This is a genomic window from Glaciimonas sp. CA11.2, assembly GCF_034314045.1.
Lineage (GTDB): Bacteria > Pseudomonadota > Gammaproteobacteria > Burkholderiales > Burkholderiaceae_D > Glaciimonas.
This window is the reverse complement of the sequence record NZ_JAVIWL010000001.1, coordinates 361281-377289: the sequence shown is the minus strand read 5'-3', so window position 1 is coordinate 377289 and position 16009 is coordinate 361281. Positions and strand designations below refer to the sequence as shown.

At 51.7% G+C, this 16009-nt stretch carries 16 protein-coding genes; all 16 read left to right on the top strand.

Annotated elements, in window-relative coordinates; all coding sequences use genetic code 11:
- The first annotated feature begins 43 nt into the window (after window positions 1–43).
- The 16 genes from RGU75_RS01570 (at window position 44) to RGU75_RS01495 (ending at window position 15789) form a co-directional block, all read left to right on the top strand.
- Window positions 44–1393, top strand: coding sequence for a TolC family protein (locus RGU75_RS01570; protein ID WP_322232504.1), 1350 nt, complete (start codon window positions 44–46; stop codon window positions 1391–1393).
- Window positions 1390–3000, top strand: coding sequence for an efflux RND transporter periplasmic adaptor subunit (locus RGU75_RS01565; RefSeq protein ID WP_322232503.1), 1611 nt, complete (start codon window positions 1390–1392; stop codon window positions 2998–3000). The genes RGU75_RS01570 and RGU75_RS01565 overlap by 4 nt, the downstream gene beginning before the upstream one ends.
- On the top strand, window positions 2997–6179 hold the full coding sequence (locus tag RGU75_RS01560) for an efflux RND transporter permease subunit (protein ID WP_322232502.1): 3183 nt from the start codon (window positions 2997–2999) through the stop codon (window positions 6177–6179). Before RGU75_RS01565 ends, RGU75_RS01560 begins: the two co-directional genes overlap by 4 nt.
- 172 nt (window positions 6180–6351) lie before the next feature.
- Entirely contained in the window at window positions 6352–6732 is a 381-nt protein-coding gene (locus tag RGU75_RS01555) for a copper-binding protein (protein WP_322232501.1), read from the top strand.
- Between the two features lie 236 nt (window positions 6733–6968).
- The gene (locus RGU75_RS01550; RefSeq protein ID WP_322232500.1) at window positions 6969–7250 is read left to right on the top strand and encodes a metal/formaldehyde-sensitive transcriptional repressor; all 282 of its coding nucleotides are present in this window, start codon (window positions 6969–6971) and stop codon (window positions 7248–7250) included.
- A 275-nt stretch (window positions 7251–7525) separates the two neighbouring features.
- Window positions 7526–7732, top strand: coding sequence for a DUF1289 domain-containing protein (locus tag RGU75_RS01545; protein ID WP_322232499.1), 207 nt, complete (start codon window positions 7526–7528; stop codon window positions 7730–7732).
- Between the two features lie 68 nt (window positions 7733–7800).
- Window positions 7801–8859, top strand: coding sequence for a DMT family transporter (locus RGU75_RS01540; RefSeq protein WP_322232498.1), 1059 nt, complete (start codon window positions 7801–7803; stop codon window positions 8857–8859).
- Between the two features lie 314 nt (window positions 8860–9173).
- Window positions 9174–9587, top strand: a complete 414-nt coding sequence (locus RGU75_RS01535; protein WP_322232497.1) for a hypothetical protein — start codon at window positions 9174–9176, stop codon at window positions 9585–9587.
- Window positions 9588–9716: 129 nt separating this feature from the next.
- A complete protein-coding gene (locus tag RGU75_RS01530; protein WP_322232496.1) occupies window positions 9717–10094 on the top strand; it encodes a hypothetical protein in 378 nt (125 codons plus the stop codon).
- 9 nt (window positions 10095–10103) lie between these two features.
- Window positions 10104–11510 (top strand): TolC family protein, encoded by a 1407-nt coding sequence (locus RGU75_RS01525; protein ID WP_322232495.1) that lies wholly within the window; start codon window positions 10104–10106, stop codon window positions 11508–11510.
- 27 nt (window positions 11511–11537) lie between these two features.
- Entirely contained in the window at window positions 11538–12929 is a 1392-nt protein-coding gene (locus RGU75_RS01520; RefSeq protein ID WP_322232494.1) for a copper oxidase, read from the top strand.
- Window positions 12930–12995: 66 nt separating this feature from the next.
- Entirely contained in the window at window positions 12996–13481 is a 486-nt protein-coding gene (locus RGU75_RS01515) for a cupredoxin family protein (RefSeq protein ID WP_322232493.1), read from the top strand.
- Between the two features lie 47 nt (window positions 13482–13528).
- Window positions 13529–13870 (top strand): copper-binding protein, encoded by a 342-nt coding sequence (locus tag RGU75_RS01510; RefSeq protein ID WP_416186843.1) that lies wholly within the window; start codon window positions 13529–13531, stop codon window positions 13868–13870.
- 155 nt (window positions 13871–14025) lie between these two features.
- Entirely contained in the window at window positions 14026–14307 is a 282-nt protein-coding gene (locus RGU75_RS01505) for a metal/formaldehyde-sensitive transcriptional repressor (protein WP_322232492.1), read from the top strand.
- Window positions 14308–14314: 7 nt separating this feature from the next.
- Window positions 14315–15601 (top strand): CDF family Co(II)/Ni(II) efflux transporter DmeF, encoded by a 1287-nt coding sequence (dmeF, locus tag RGU75_RS01500; RefSeq protein WP_322240157.1) that lies wholly within the window; start codon window positions 14315–14317, stop codon window positions 15599–15601.
- On the top strand, window positions 15598–15789 hold the full coding sequence (locus RGU75_RS01495; RefSeq protein ID WP_322232491.1) for a DUF1289 domain-containing protein: 192 nt from the start codon (window positions 15598–15600) through the stop codon (window positions 15787–15789). The genes dmeF and RGU75_RS01495 overlap by 4 nt, the downstream gene beginning before the upstream one ends.
- Window positions 15790–16009: the final 220 nt, after the last annotated feature.

The window sequence follows — 16009 nt, the reverse complement described above, 5'->3', positions numbered from 1 at the left end:
CCGTGAGCACGTCTGATGTTGTCTTTCGCTATCTGGAGCTTTCATGTCATCGCCGATGCTATCCCCGCCTGCTGCGCACCCTCAAGTGCGCACTGCGATTGTTCGTTTTTTCCTAAGAATTAGTCTGATCGCATCAGCATTATCGCTGGTGCACCCTGCCAATGTTTACGCAGTTGAGGTTCCGCTGACGTTGGCCGAGGCACAGCGCCGCGCCGTAGAACGTTCGCGCCAGCTGACCGCTCAGGATTTCTCTGTCGCCTCTGCGCGTGACATGGCGATTGCTGCAGGTCAGTTGCCTGATCCGGTATTGAAAGTCGGTATCGACAATCTGCCAGCCACGGGCCGCGATCGTGGCAGTCTCAATAACGATTTCATGACCATGCGTCGGGTCGGCCTGATGCAGGAAATCACACGTTCCGATAAACGCCGACTACGTTCTGACCGTTTCGAGCTTGAGGCACAAAAAAGCCTTACCGAGAAAACCGTAACAACCGCTGCAATTGAGCGCGATACGGCTCTGGCGTGGCTTGACCGGTATTACGCAGACGCGATGGCCCAGGTTGTTGCCGAGCAAGGTGAGCAGGCCAAACTTGAAATCCAATCAGCCGAAGGGGCATATCGCGCCGGTCGTGGCAGCCAAGCCGACGTTTTTGCTGCCCGCAGCGCACTAGCGATATTTGATGATCGTGCCAGCGAAATACAGCGCCGTGTGCGCAATGCCAATATTATATTGGCACGCTGGATCGGCGATGTAGCCAGCTTATCCCTGGCCGCGAAACCTGCCACCAATACTATCCGGCTGGACCCGGCGACGTTGAATACGCAGCTTGAACATCATCCTCAAATAGCTGTTCTCACCAAGCAGGTGGAAGTCGCCGAAGCCGACGCCAAACTGGCGAAGGCCAACGAACAAGCCGACTGGACCGTCGAGGTCGCGTTCCAGCAACGTGGCTCTGCGTATTCGAATATGGTGTCGGTTGGCGTTTCGATTCCACTGCAATGGGATCGGAAGAACCGCCAGGATCGCGAACTCTCTTCCAAACTGGCGCTAGTCGAACAAGCCAAAGATACCCGCGAGGATACGTTGCGCGCGCATATTGCAGAGACGCGCAGCATGATCGACGAATGGCAAAACGATCGCGAGCGTTCTGTGCGCTATGAACGCGAACTGATTCCGCTAGCCAATCAACGCACGGGAGCAACGATTGCCGCCTACCGTGGTGGCAAAGCCAGTTTGGTAGACGTACTGGCGGCCCGTCGCAATGATATCGATATCCGCATTCAGGCGTTACAACTGGCAACTGACACCGACCGTCTGTGGGCGCAACTCAATTTTCTATTTCCTACCGACGATCTGATGGCGCAAACGGGAATGAACAAGGATACCAAATGAAGCATAAGAAAATTCTCGTCTCCGCTGCCGCTGCCGCTGTCGTTGTGCTCGTAGCAGCCGGTTATGGCTTATATGCGGCTGGCATGCATCAGGGCAGGAAGATCACGACGCCATTATCGAGTGCCACGGCTAATAGCGATACTGGTAAAAAAGTACTGTATTGGCACGACCCGATGGTACCCGGGCAAAAGTTTGACAAGCCTGGCAAGTCGCCGTTTATGGATATGCAACTGGTACCGGTTTATGCTCACGGCGGGGGCGATGGTGCCGACGGTGCCGACGGTGCCGGCGGTGGCAAGGTCAATATCAGCCCGCGCGTCCAACAAAATCTGGGTATCCGTACCGCCGAAGTCACTCGGGGAAACCTGACGTCGGCAGTCGTTGCCGTTGGTAGTGTTGCCTACAACGAACGCGATGTGGTATCGATGCAGGCACGCAGCAACGGTTTTCTCGAACGACTGTTTGTGCGTGCGCCCCTTGATCCGGTCCGCAAAGGGCAAGCGTTGGCGCAATTGTATGTGCCGGAGTGGATCGCGGCGCAGGAAGAGTACCTATCTGTCAGACGCATGGAGGGGAATGGGTTAGAGACGCTGCTTGATGGTGCGCGCCAACGCATGCGGCTGGTCGGCATGACTGATGAACAGATACGTCTGGTCGAATCCAGCGGCAAGGTGCAAGCGCGTCTGACTATTGTTGCGCCGATTAGCGGCGTTGTTTCGGAGCTTACGGTGCGTGAAGGGATGACCGTGATGGCGGGCGCGCCGATGTTCAAAATCAATGGTCTGGGCACGATCTGGATTAATGCCGACATACCTGAGAGCGTCTCCGCTCAGGTGCGTCCAGGCAATGCCGTTGAGGCGCGCACGCCTGCGTTGCAAGGAATGGTATTTAAGGGGAAGGTCAACGCAATCTTGCCGGACGTGAATGCCACTACCCGCACACTGAAGGCACGTATTGAGTTAGCGAATCCTACCGGTCAACTAGTGCCAGGTATGTTTGCGATGCTCAATTTGTACCCCGCTACGCGTAAGAACCTCTTGCTAATACCTACGGAAGCGGTGATTCAGACAGGCACTCGCAGCTTGGTCATGGTGGCGCAAGGAGAGGGTAAGTTTCTCCCAGTCGAGGTTGAGGTCGGTAGCGAAACCAACGGTCAGACCGAAATTCGCAAAGGATTGGAAGTCGGGCAGAAGGTCGTGGTCTCCGGTCAGTTCCTGGTTGATTCCGAAGCCAGCCTGAAGGGAGCCGAAACCCGCATGAGCCCAATGAATGCACCAATGAGCGGTATGGATGCACCCACACCGGCCAACGCCACCGTTGCGCAAACCGGCAAAGGCACTGGACCTATGCACCGCGGCCAAGGTAAGGTCGAAAGTATTAACAAAGAAGAGATCACCATTTCTCATGGTCCGATTCCAACTCTGCAATGGGGGCCAATGACGATGGGATTCAAATTGCCAGCGAGTGGTTTGCCGCATAACGTTGCAGTGGGTGACACCGTCGTTTTCGAGATTCGTCCGATCAAGGATGGCGCATTTGAGATCAGCTCTATCAAGCCGCTCAACACGAACGACGCAGCGAAGAAGCCAATGGGAGCTGCGCAATGATCGCCAGACTAATCCGGTGGTCAATTGCGAACCGTTTTCTGGTGCTATTGGTGACGCTGATGGTGACCGCTTGGGGCATCTGGGCACTTTCGCGCACACCGCTGGATGCTATTCCCGATCTGTCTGACGTACAAGTCATTATCCGCACCAGCTATCCAGGTCAGGCACCACAAATCGTCGAGAATCAGGTGACTTATCCGCTGACGACGACCATGCTGTCGGTGCCGGGGGCCAAGACTGTGCGGGGATATTCATTTTTCGGTGATTCTTTCGTCTACGTATTATTTGAAGATGGCACCGACCCTTACTGGGCGCGCTCGCGCGTGCTGGAATATTTGAACCAGGTCCAGTCGCGCCTTCCGCCGCAAGCCAAAACCGCGCTCGGGCCGGACGCGACCGGTGTCGGCTGGATCTACGAATATGCGTTGGTGGATCGCAGCGGTAAGAATGATCTGTCGCAGTTGCGAGCCTTACAGGATTGGTTTCTCAAATACGAGTTGAAAACAATACCGAATGTCTCTGAAGTCGCCAGCATTGGCGGCATGGTAAGGCAGTACCAGATTGTGCTCGATCCTGAAAAGATGCGCGCTTACAACATCCCGCAAGGCAAGATTATCGAGGCGGTGCAGAAAGCGAATCAGGAAACTGGCGGCTCGGTGCTGGAACTGGGGGAAGCAGACTACATGGTGCGCGCATCGGGTTATCTGAAGTCGCTGGACGATTTCCGCAAAATTCCTTTAATGACCACCGAGGCGGGTGTATCAGTGCGGTTGGCTGACGTAGCGCGGATTCAGATTGGTCCAGAAATGCGGCGCGGGATTGCCGAACTAAATGGTGAAGGTGAAGTCGCTGGTGGCGTGATCATTATGCGTTCTGGGAAGAACGCACTGGATACCATCGCTGCCGTGAAGGCGAAGCTGGCGATATTGAAAGCCAGTCTGCCGCCCGGCGTCGAGATCGTCCCGACCTATGACCGGTCGAACCTGATCAAACGCGCGGTCACCAATTTGAAAGACAAATTGATCGAGGAATTCATCGTCGTCGCTGTGGTCTGCGCGATCTTTCTGTTTCACCTGCGTTCGGCACTTGTTGCCATCATCACGCTTCCGATCGGTATCCTGATCGCTTTTATTGTCATGTATTACCAGGGTGTTAACGCCAATATCATGTCGCTGGGTGGTATCGCTATCGCCGTCGGTGCCATGGTCGATGCGGCGGTGGTGATGATCGAGAATGCGCACAAACATATCGAAGCCTGGAACCACGCCCATCCCGGAACAAAATTAAAAGGCAACGACCACTGGCGCGTTATCGGCGACGCCGCCGCCGAGGTTGGTCCAGCGCTATTCTTTTCGCTGTTGATCATCGTACTTTCTTTTATTCCGGTGTTCACGCTGGAAGCGCAGGAAGGGCGGTTATTCGCGCCTCTGGCCTTTACCAAAACGTATGCGATGGCTGCGGCGGCCGGTTTGGCCGTGACGTTGATTCCTGTCTTGATGGGTTACTTGATACGCGGTCGGATACCGGAAGAGCAAAAAAATCCGCTCAATCGCTTTCTGATCGCGTTGTACCGCCCGTTGCTTGATATCGTGCTGCGGTTTCCGAAGCTAACCTTGCTGGGTGCAGCGTTGGTGGTGATCGTAACGATCTGGCCGATGCGGCATCTTGGCGCTGAATTTATGCCACCGCTGGATGAAGGAGATGTGCTGTACATGCCATCTGCATTGCCGGGCCTGTCAGCGGGCAAGGTGTCACAGTTGCTACAACAGACTGATCGTCTGATTAAAACCGTACCAGAGGTTCAGACCGTGTTTGGTAAAGCAGGGAGAGCCGAGAGCGCCACTGATCCGGCGCCGCTGGAAATGTTTGAAACCATCGTTCAGTTCAAGCCGCACACTCAATGGCGACCCGGCATGACGCCGGACAAGCTGATTCAGGAACTCGACCGCATAGTCAAGGTCCCTGGGCTGTCTAACATCTGGGTTCCACCGATTCGCAACCGGATCGACATGCTGGCAACAGGTATAAAAAGTCCGGTCGGTATCAAGGTTGCGGGGGCCAGCTTGCTGGAAATTGACCGTATTACGCAAGCCATCGAACATGCTGTCAAGCACGTACCCGGTGTGTCGTCGGCGCTGGCTGAGCGTTTGAACGGCGGCCGCTATATCGATGTTGACATCAATCGCGATACGGCCGCGCGCTATGGTTTAAATATCGCTGATGTGCAAAGCATCGTCTCCACGGCGATTGGCGGCGACAACATTGGTGAAACCATTGAGGGCTTGCAGCGCTTCCCGATCAATGTGCGTTATCCGCGCGAGGTGCGAGACTCTATCGAAAAGCTACGCCAGTTACCAGTCTTGACCGATCGCGGCGCGCAGATTCAACTGGGTGATGTCGCTGCCATTCGCATTAACGATGGCCCGCCGATGCTGAAAAGTGAAAATGCACGGTTGTCGGGCTGGGTCTATGTTGATATTCGGGACCGCGACCTAAGCTCCACCGTACGCGATATGCAGCAAGCCGTCGCCAAAGAAGTCGCATTACCGGCTGGCTACTCTGTTGCATGGTCTGGACAATTCGAGTATCTGGAACGTGCCACCGCCAAACTCAAAGTTGTCGTTCCGGCCACCTTGCTGATTATCTTCGTCCTGCTGTATCTGACCTTCCAGCGTTTCGACGAAGCGGCCTTGATTATGGGGACGCTGCCGTTTGCGCTGGCGGGCGGTATCTGGCTGTTATGGCTGCTCGACTATCACCTGTCGGTCGCTGGCGGCGTCGGTTTCATCGCATTGGCGGGCGTCTCCGCCGAGTTCGGGGTGATTATGTTGCTTTACCTGAAACACGCCTGGGAACAGCGCCTGGCTAACGGCAAGGATAGTGAGGCAGATTTGATCGATGCGATTCGGGAGGGTGCAGTGTTACGGGTCCGCCCCAAGGCGATGACGGTCGCGGTCATCATCGCTGGGCTAGTGCCGATTATGCTGGGCACTGGCACTGGATCGGAAGTCATGCAGCGCATCGCGGCACCGATGGTGGGTGGAATGATTACGGCACCGTTGCTATCAATGTTTGTCGTGCCTGCGGTCTATTTGCTGTTACGGCGGCGTCAGCTGCGACGGAGTCGAATCGCCGCCAGCATGGCTATTGCGAGCACAACCTTAAAAGTAGAAGCATAGAGGTAGAAGCATAGGGCCTGAATAGCACGTTTTATGGTCGCCATTGAGACGACCAAGAAGTAGCAGCAATTGTGTGTGAAGTATCAGATGCCCGCCATCCGCACCATGTTCGTTGAATGGATGGAGGCAGTCAGTTTTAAATCATCTCTCTTAACTTAATAAGGAAATAAATATGAAATCTATCGTAACGCTGGCCCTGATGATGACGTTATCTGCATCCGCCTTGGCCACGGCGCAATCTGGTGGTATGAAGGACATGGACATGAACATGAAGACCATGGACATGAAGACCATGCCTATGGATAAAATGGGTTCCGATTCCAGCGTCAAAGCAACCAGCCACAAGGCGACTGGTACGGTGAAGGCAGTTGATCCGACCAAGGGCACAGTGACGTTGGCACACGGACCGGTGAAAAGTTTGAATTGGCCAGCAATGACAATGACTTTCTCGGTGAAAGACAAGATGTTCTTCGACAAACTTTCTGTCGACAAAAAAGTGACGATCGACTTTACCAAACAGGACGCGAAGTATGTCGTAACCGCTGTGAACTAAGGTGGTCAAAGGGCTGAGTACCTAGTTCTGTTTAATGTACCAGCCTTTTCTCACCGAGCAGGTCGTCTTTGTGTTGCACTGATAGCGCATGCGCGAACCAATCGTCAGCCACTCGGACCTGCCGTTGTAATGTGAACAAACTGCACATTTTAAAGAGCGCATCACGCTTCACAACTCCGTCTTTCGATTTTCGTTCTTATGATATAGTCCCCCATCCTATTTATTAAGGGGAAAATATGGGCCACACCATCCGCGACAAACAGAAACTTTTAAACCGTGTGCGTCGCATTCGAGGACAAATTGATGCGATTGAGCGCGCCTTGAGCGAGGAAAGTGACTGCATCACTGTATTGCAGCAAATTACCAGTTGCCGAGGTGCTATGAACGGCTTGCTCGCTGTGGTATTGGAGGATCATATTCGTACTCACTTGGTCGATGCCGATCCTCATCCACATGATGGCGTGCAGGGTGATGCAAAGGAGCAACTGATTGAAGTTGTTCATAGTTATTTTAAGTAAATCTATGATGAATAAACCATACGGTGCTCCATTTGAAATTGATCATCATCACTTTTTTTAGGGGAAGATCACGACAAAGAGCGCGCGCAAAAGCGCGGTTGTGATCTTGCTTTGCAGTGCCATGATATAGGCCGACGTTATCGGCGTTCATCAGCTCGACGTTTTAGCCTTGCCTATGTTGGCGCTGTAGTGTCATTAGTGACGCAGGAGTCAGCGCATGGTCCATCGTTCTGCCAGCATCTATGGCGGCAGGTCACAGGGTTCGCACCTAAGATATGAGTGGGAGTTCACCTTGTATTGATATCTGTAAATTTGAGGGAAAATCTGGTTTCTGCATTGCCTGCCTGCGCACACGCGACGAGTGTAAGGAGTGGAAAAAGATGAAAGATAACCGACGTCATCAAATAATTAATGACCGTCGAAGAAGAGAAGCAAAATTGCCCAGCGGAGCCGAGTCATCACCCGAATCAACGATTGGCTGATGGTTGTGGGATTTATTTCCCAACGCAAAATTGGGTTTAAACTATATTAGTTAGACAATGGATCCATCATGCATAAAGGCGTTATTTACGCGCTGTTAGCGGCGGCGTTGTTTGGTGCCAGTACCCCATTTTCCAAGTTGCTTGTGGGTCAAATGGCACCGGTCATGGCTGCAGGACTGCTTTACCTTGGGAGCGGGGTTGGTCTGCTCGCATGGTATGCGATACGTACCATCGCGACTTACGACAAGAAAAAACGAACTGACGGCCTCACGGGCCGCGATCTCCCGTGGTTAGCTGGGGCAATCCTATTCGGTGGTGTTGCCGGGCCGGTATTATTGCTGGTTGGTTTGATGCATGTTCCGGCTTCGTCTGCCTCGTTATTGCTCAATATGGAAGGCGTATTAACCGCCTTACTAGCCTGGTTTGTTTTTCGTGAAAATTTCGACCGCCGTATATTCATGGGAATGATTTTCATTGTATTGGCGGGTATTTTTCTGTCAGGGGAGCAGACCAAGGAGCTAGGCACGCCTTGGGGAGCGCTGGCTATCATTGCCGCGTGTATATGTTGGGCCATCGACAATAATCTGACCCGAAAAGTATCAGGAAGCGATGCCGTGCAAGTAGCTGGAATGAAAGGTCTGGTGGCAGGACTGGTGAATCTGTCGATTGCGCTGGCTATGGGTTATTCTGTGCCGGAAGGTCGTACTGTATTGAGTGCCGGAATTGTCGGTTTCTGCGGTTACGGCCTCAGTCTAGTGATGTTTGTACTGGCATTGAGGCATCTCGGCTCGGCCCGGACCGGTGCTTATTTTTCTGCCGCACCGTTTGTGGGCGCGATCATGTCACTATTCATTCTTGGTGAAGTTCCCGGTAACGTATTTTGGATGAGTGCGGCGTTGATGGGGATTGGCATCTGGTTGCACGTGACGGAAAGGCATGCGCATGAGCATGCCCATTTGCCGATGCCACATTCTCATTCCCACATGCATTACCATGATATCCATCATCAACACGCACATGACTTTCCATGGGACGGCAAAGAACCGCATAACCACGCCCATCAGCAGCAAGCGTTGGTGCACACACATGCCCATTTTCCAGACTTGCATCATCGGCATCGGCATTGAGGGAGCTACATTTCGAAACTAGTTTCAGATAGGGATCACCTTACGTAGTCAAGGTGGCGGTCTCCTCTACGCCAATCGTAGTGTTTCAAGGATGATCTCGGTGTGTTGGCAAGTTGGTACGTACCATACACTTACCAAGTAGGAGTGTTTCAACAATTTTCAGCGTATAAGAGTAATCCTGGACACGAAAAATTGCAGCTTGCTCTAGAATAAATAGCCGTCCTTGCCTCGATTTTTTCCGCATCCAGCGGTTATGTCGTGTGGTTTTTGCATTCTTCACCTTGTATCCCTGTTTTTTAAATTATAATTAATTCATGGCTAAAATCCTGAAAATTGCGTTGTTATGGCTGGTGATGATTGCGCTCCCGACGCAAGGCTTCGCATCAGCTATGATGATCGGTTGTGGATCCAGCCATCACCACACAGCGGAAGTTGCCTCAACGGGGGGTGATCATGCCACTAGTCAACAAAGTGATCATTTCGATTCTGATCATGGTGTTACTGGCAGTGACGGGTTTCTCTCTAAAGCGAATGGCAAGCAATCGAGCTTTAGCAAATGTGGTACTTGTGCCGGTTGCTGTCTTGGGACCGCTGCATTTCTTCCATCGATGGCTACATTCAACGTGCCAACGGCAATAGGCAGCGCGCTACGTATTCCTAGCGAGAAACGTTTTACTGTCATTTTTCCAGACGGCCTTGAACGGCCACCTCATCTCCTCTTTATTTAAAAAGCAAATTTAATTTTTTGCACAGGGCTATTCTAGCCACCGCTGCATAGTTAAATTCTGCACATCCACGTCATGCCCACTTGTTGTGCGCATTCTGACTTTATTTGACTTTGATCTTCGATAGACATCATGAACTCCACCCTTTTTACGAGGTGCGTTCTCTCTGCCTGCGCCTGGTTAATACCATTCGCTGTCGGGGCGAAAGTAACCTCTGACGATGCACAAAACGTGCGAGCCACATCCGCTAGTACGCCGTATAAATCCGTTTTTTTGGATTACAAAAGTTATCAGGATCCTGATGTTCAGGCTTGGAAGAAGTCCAACGCTGACGTGAGCGAGATTGATGCGATGAAGGCCTCCAGCATGGGAGGCATGAAAGGCATGTCTGACAAAAGCATGGATAATATGAAAGAAAATAGTCCCATGCTCGCAGATAAAAAAGCAGCATCGCCGCCCGATCAAATGCCACCCGCTATGCCAGTGCACGACGGCATGCAATCACGCTAAGGAGCGATCATGCGATTATCTTCTGTTTCTTTTTGCCGGCTTGTTCTTACAGCCTCGGTTTTATTCTTGGGTGGTTGTGCTTCGCTGTCGCAGGACGGCGGCTTTTCGTCGGTTCAGTCTATGACGAAGGAGCGCATCGGTCAGGAAGTCAAGTGGGTCAAATCTGACGCGGACGTCAATAGTGTTGCCATGACCATTGAACCACTTCTCACAAAGCCACTAAACGTTGACGATGCGGTAAAGATCGCCTTACTTAATAACAAAGGTCTGCAAGCGAGTTACAGCGAACTGGGTATCGCTGAAGCTAATTTTGTACAGGCTGGGCGCCTCAAGAATCCTTCTTTTACGTTCGGTCGTTTGCGCCGCGGCGACGATATCGAGATTGATCGTACCTTAATGCTGCCTATCATGAGCTTGCTGACAATGCCCATTGCCAGCAAGCTTGAACGGCGTTACTTCGAGCAGGCACAATTGCTTGCTGCTGCGGAAGTTTTAGCTGTAGCCGATGCAACACGCCGCTCCTATTTTGCTGCCGTCTCAGCGCAGGAAACCGTTAAGTATTTGACGCAAGTCAGTACTTCCGCTGAAGGTGGCGCGCAACTGGCACGACAGATGGCGGCGGTTGGCAACTGGAGCAAACTGGAGCATTTGCGTCAGCAGTCTTTCTATGCAGACGTGACGGTGCAACTAGCACGGGCGGCACAGATGCAAGTCGCTGAACGTGAAAAACTGACACGGTTGCTTGGTTTATGGGGAAGCGGTACCGCGTTTCAATTACCGGCTCGCCTCCCTGATCTGCCTAAAGCGCCTGAAGAGATTGTCGATGTCGAAGTGCAGGCCATGCAAAATCGACTCGACATCATGATGGCGAAGCGCGAACTTGCCGCTCTGGCGACATCGCTAGGGCTTTCCAAGACCACGCGGTTCATTAATATCCTCGATGTAGGATTAATGCATAACAACTATAACCAAAGTCCTTTGCGTGAGAATGGCTATTCGATTCAGCTTGAAATTCCCTTGTTCGATTGGGGCGGCGCACGGGTGGCAAAGTCCGAGGCGCTATACATGCAAGCGGTAAATCGTTCAGCCGAGTTGGCCGTAAACGCCCGCTCGGAGGTGCGCGTAGCGTACGCCGACTATCGCAGCTCTTACGATATCGCCCGCCATTACAGGGATGAAATCGTGCCTCTCAAGAAACGGATTTCGGACGAACAAATGCTGCGTTACAACGGCATGCTAATCAGCGTATTTGATTTGCTAGCTGACGCCCGCGCGCAAGTTATCAGCGTCAATGGCGCTATTGAAGCGCTGCGCGATTACTGGATCGCCGATTCCACCTTAAAAATGGCACAGACCGGCCGATCGTCGGTTGGCAGTAATAAAGCCGGTTTTTCTTCTGGCGCGGCCGCTGACTAATCGACAAACAATACAAGGATAATTATTATGGTCTCACGTAGAAATTTCATCAACGGTGCGGGCGCTGTCGCGATTGGCGCTGGTTTAGTCAGTCGGGTGGGGGCCGCATCACTTCCTGAAGCCGCCACAATGGCTGGGGCGACTACACAAGCGCCTCTCTCGCCATCTAACGGGCGTCCTTATAACCCGGTGGTCACTCTGAACGGCTGGACTTTGCCGTGGCGCATGAAAAATGGCGTTAAAGAGTTTCATCTGGTAGCCGAACCCGTAGTGCGCGAAATAGCGCCAGGGATGAAGGCCAACTTATGGGGCTATAACGGTCAGTCTCCGGGACCTACCATTGAGGTGGTAGAAGGCGATCAGGTACGTATCTTCGTCACCAATAAATTACCAGAACATACGAGCGTCCATTGGCATGGACAGCGCTTGCCGAATGGCATGGATGGCGTGACTGGCCTGACGCAACCCGGTATCCAACCGGGCAAAACATTCGTATATGAATTTATTGCAAAGCGTCCCGGTACGTTTATGTATCACCCGCACGCGGATGAAATGACACAAATGGCGATGGGCATGATGGGGCTGTGGATCACGCATCCGAAAGATCTGACTCAGCACCGTGTAGATCGTGATTTCTGCTTTTTGCTCAACGCTTATGACATTGATCCCGGCAGTTACACACCTAAAACCAGCACGATGCTCGACTTCAATTTGTGGACCTTCAATAGTCGTGCGTTCCCTGGCATTGATCCGATGGTGTGTAACCAGAATGACCGGGTGCGCATCCGCGTCGGCAACCTGACAATGACCAATCATCCGATCCATTTGCATGGGCATGAATTTGTTGTCGCAGGAACCGATGGCGGTTGGACGCCCCCTGGATCGCGTTGGCCTGAAGTGACGACAGATATCGCGGTAGGTCAAATGCGGGCGATTGAATTTGATGCTAATGCGCTAGGTGATTGGGCCTTCCATTGCCATAAGGCACATCACACCATGAACGCGATGGGTCATAACGTACCAACGATGATCGGCGTGGATCAACGCGATGTTCTCAGCAAAATTAACAAGCTGATACCGGACTATATGGTGATGGGCGACAAAGGCGGCTCAATGGGAGAGATGGAGATGCCTTTGCCCGACAACACTTTACCTATGATGACCGGTACCGGTCCGTTTGGCGGCATTGAAATGGGTGGCATGTTTACCACCGTAAAAATACGTCAAGGGATAGCGCGAAATGACTATAAGGACCCCGGTTGGTATAAGCATCCACCCGGCACAACGGCCTATGAATGGAAAAGTGACGATGCCGCGATGCCGGACGCTATGCAAGCGCCAGATGCCAAGCACATGGAGGCGAAGCCAGGTGAAAAAATTCTGAAGGTCATTAGGGGAGGCTCGCATAGCGACCATTAATAGTTTTTGCGATTTGTTTCTATTTTAGGCACTACAACATCTGGTTTTAACTATGAGGATAATTTTATGAAATCCACTTTAATCGCAACGATGCTGGCACTGTCCCTGTTATCGATGAATGTCTTCGCTCATGGTGACGATGGCCATGCTAAGGCAGATGACAAACAGGAAGGCCATGCCGCACCAATGGGGGTGCCGGGCGACGCAAGCAAGGTAGTTAAAACAATAGAAATTGATATGAACGACGCGATGCGTTTCACACCGGCGACCATCTCAATCAAACGCGGTGAAACGGTCAAGTTCGTTGTCAAGAATACCGGCCAGGTAAAGCACGAAATAGTTTTGGGTTCTATCTTAGAGCTAAAAGAACATGCCGCATTGATGATTAAATTTCCGGAAATGGAACACTCTGACCCTAATCAGGTATCTGTGGAACCAGGTAAAACCGGTGAACTGATTTGGCAGTTCAACAAAGCCGGTACATTCGATTTTGCCTGTCTACAACCAGGACATTTCGAAGCGGGGATGCGCGGGAATATCGTTGTCAAATAAATTTTTTCCACACATATCGTAAAGGATTTCAAATGAGAACCCATTCAATTCAATCGGCAGCGCGCGCCATGATAATCGCTGTCTCATTGACTATGCCGTTTGGTGCGATGGCGGCCGAAGAAATAGCCAAAGCTAACACTGCGGAAGTGCCATCCGCTGATGCTGCTGCCATGTCGACCGGAGAAGTCAAAAAAATTGATAAAGAAGCCGGTAAGATCACGATCAAGCATGGCCCATTGGCAAATCTGGAAATGCCAGCCATGACGATGGTTTTTAGGGTGAAAGATCCGGTAATGCTGGACCAGGTCAAACAAGGAGAGACGGTCAATTTCGTCGCTGAAAAAGTGAACGGTGCCTTGGTCGTAACAAAAATTGAGCTTGGTGGATAAGTGGCGTTTCACCCACTTCGCCGGAAACGCCCTTTTTTTGGAAGAAGCGCGAGCAATTCGCAATATGTGCTCCTCTATCCGGTGCTCCTCTAATTGCTCATTCCTATTTGCCTGATTATGATATAGTCCCCTATCCTATTTATGGAGTTGAAGATATGGGCCACACAATCCGCGACAAACAGAAACTTTTAAACCGTGTGCGTCGCATTCGAGGGCAAATCGATGCGATTGAGCGCGCCTTGAGCGAGGAAAGTGAGTGCATTACTGTATTGCAGCAAATTACCAGTTGCCGAGGTGCTATGAACGGCTTGCTCGCTGTGGTTTTGGAGGACCATATTCGTACCCATTTGGTCGACGCCGATCCTCATTCGCATGACGGTGCGCAAGGCGATGCAAAGGAGCGACTGATTGAAGTTGTCCACAGCTATTTTAAGTGAATCTATGATCAATAAACTTTATGATACCCCGTTTGAAGTTGATCATCACCACGTTTTTTTAGGTGAAGGCCATGACAAAAACGAGCGCAAAACCTGGGCTGTGATTGTGCTTTGCACTGCTATGATGCTGGCCGAAATTATTGGTGGTCATTTATTTGGGTCGCTGGCCTTGGTGGCCGATGGCATGCACATGTCTACCCATGCAGGTGCGATGTTGATCGCGGCGTTAGCATACACTTACGCCCGCAAACATGCCAATGACACCCGCTTTGTGTTTGGAACAGGCAAGTTGGGCGACTTGGCGGGCTTTTCCAGCGCCATCATCCTAGCGATGATTGCTTTGTTCATTGGTTATGAAGCCATTGCCCGCCTTTTGTCGCCAGTACCTATTAGCTTTAGTGAGGCCATTCCCATTGCCGTGGTCGGATTGCTGGTGAATATTGCTAGCGCCTGGTTACTGAGCGGTGGTAACCATGCTGGCCATAGTCATGGGCATTCGGATAGCGATCAACACGATCACGCCGCACATGGTCACAGTGAAGAAGTTCACAACATAGAAACCTCTGGCGGGTTGTTGGTACTCTCCATTTTTGAGGACGGCGTCCCGCCTGTTTTTCGCATCAAAGTAGAAACCGCGGGTGCCAGTTTACCCACAGGGGAAGTGTGTGTCACGACCGTGCGTCCGAACGGTACCCGCCAAATATTCTCCTTCAAACAAACATTGGATTATCTTGAGTCAACGACAGAGATTCCCGAGCCTCACGCGTTTACAGCTTTACTAACACTGCCGCAAGGTGTTCACAGTGTTGCCTTTGAAGAGCATGCGCATCAGCAAGAAAGTGATACGATTGATCGCCGTGACCACAACATGCGTGCAGCCTATATTCACGTCATTGCCGATGCAGCGGTCTCGGTATTGGCGATTATTGGTCTTCTGTTGGCACAATCATTTGGCTGGCTATGGATGGACCCACTTGCTGGCCTTGTCGGTGCATTAGTGATTGCAAACTGGTCCTATGGTCTGATTCGCGATACAGGCGCAAACCTGGTGGACGTCAGCCCTGATGATTTATTGCCTGGCAAGGTCAAGGCAATTGTTGATACTGCCGGCGATAAGTTGATCGATTTGCATGTTTGGCGTCTTGGCCCCGGCCACTTTGGTGCCGTAATTTCAGTGGTGACTGACAAGCTAGCGCATGGTCCATCTTTCTATCACGCTCTGTTACGGCAAGTTACAGGACTATCGCACATTACAGTGGAAGTCCATATGCCGCAATTGGCCGCTAAAATATGAGTGTGAAATCACCCTGTATAGAGGTCTGTAAATTTGACCGAAAATCTGGCTTCTGCACCGCTTGCCTGCGCACGCGTGACGAGTGCAAGGGATGGAAAAAAATGAAAGATAACCAACGCCATCAAATAATCAATGACCGCCGAAGACGAGAAACAAAGCTGCCCGCCGGAGGCGAGTCATCGCCCTAATCAAAAATAGGCCGATTGTCGCGGAATCTATTTCATCAGGAGAAGATGGCGTCAATAGGGTCAAGCATTAGAATCATTGCGTACAAAGGCATTATTTATCCGCTGCTAGCGGCGGCGCTGTTTGCTCCCAGTACGCCATTTTGCAAGTCTATGTGGAATAACGCAGACTTAGTCGAGGATCAAAAGAGGTGTACTTTCGGGCGCATTTGAGATGCGCCAC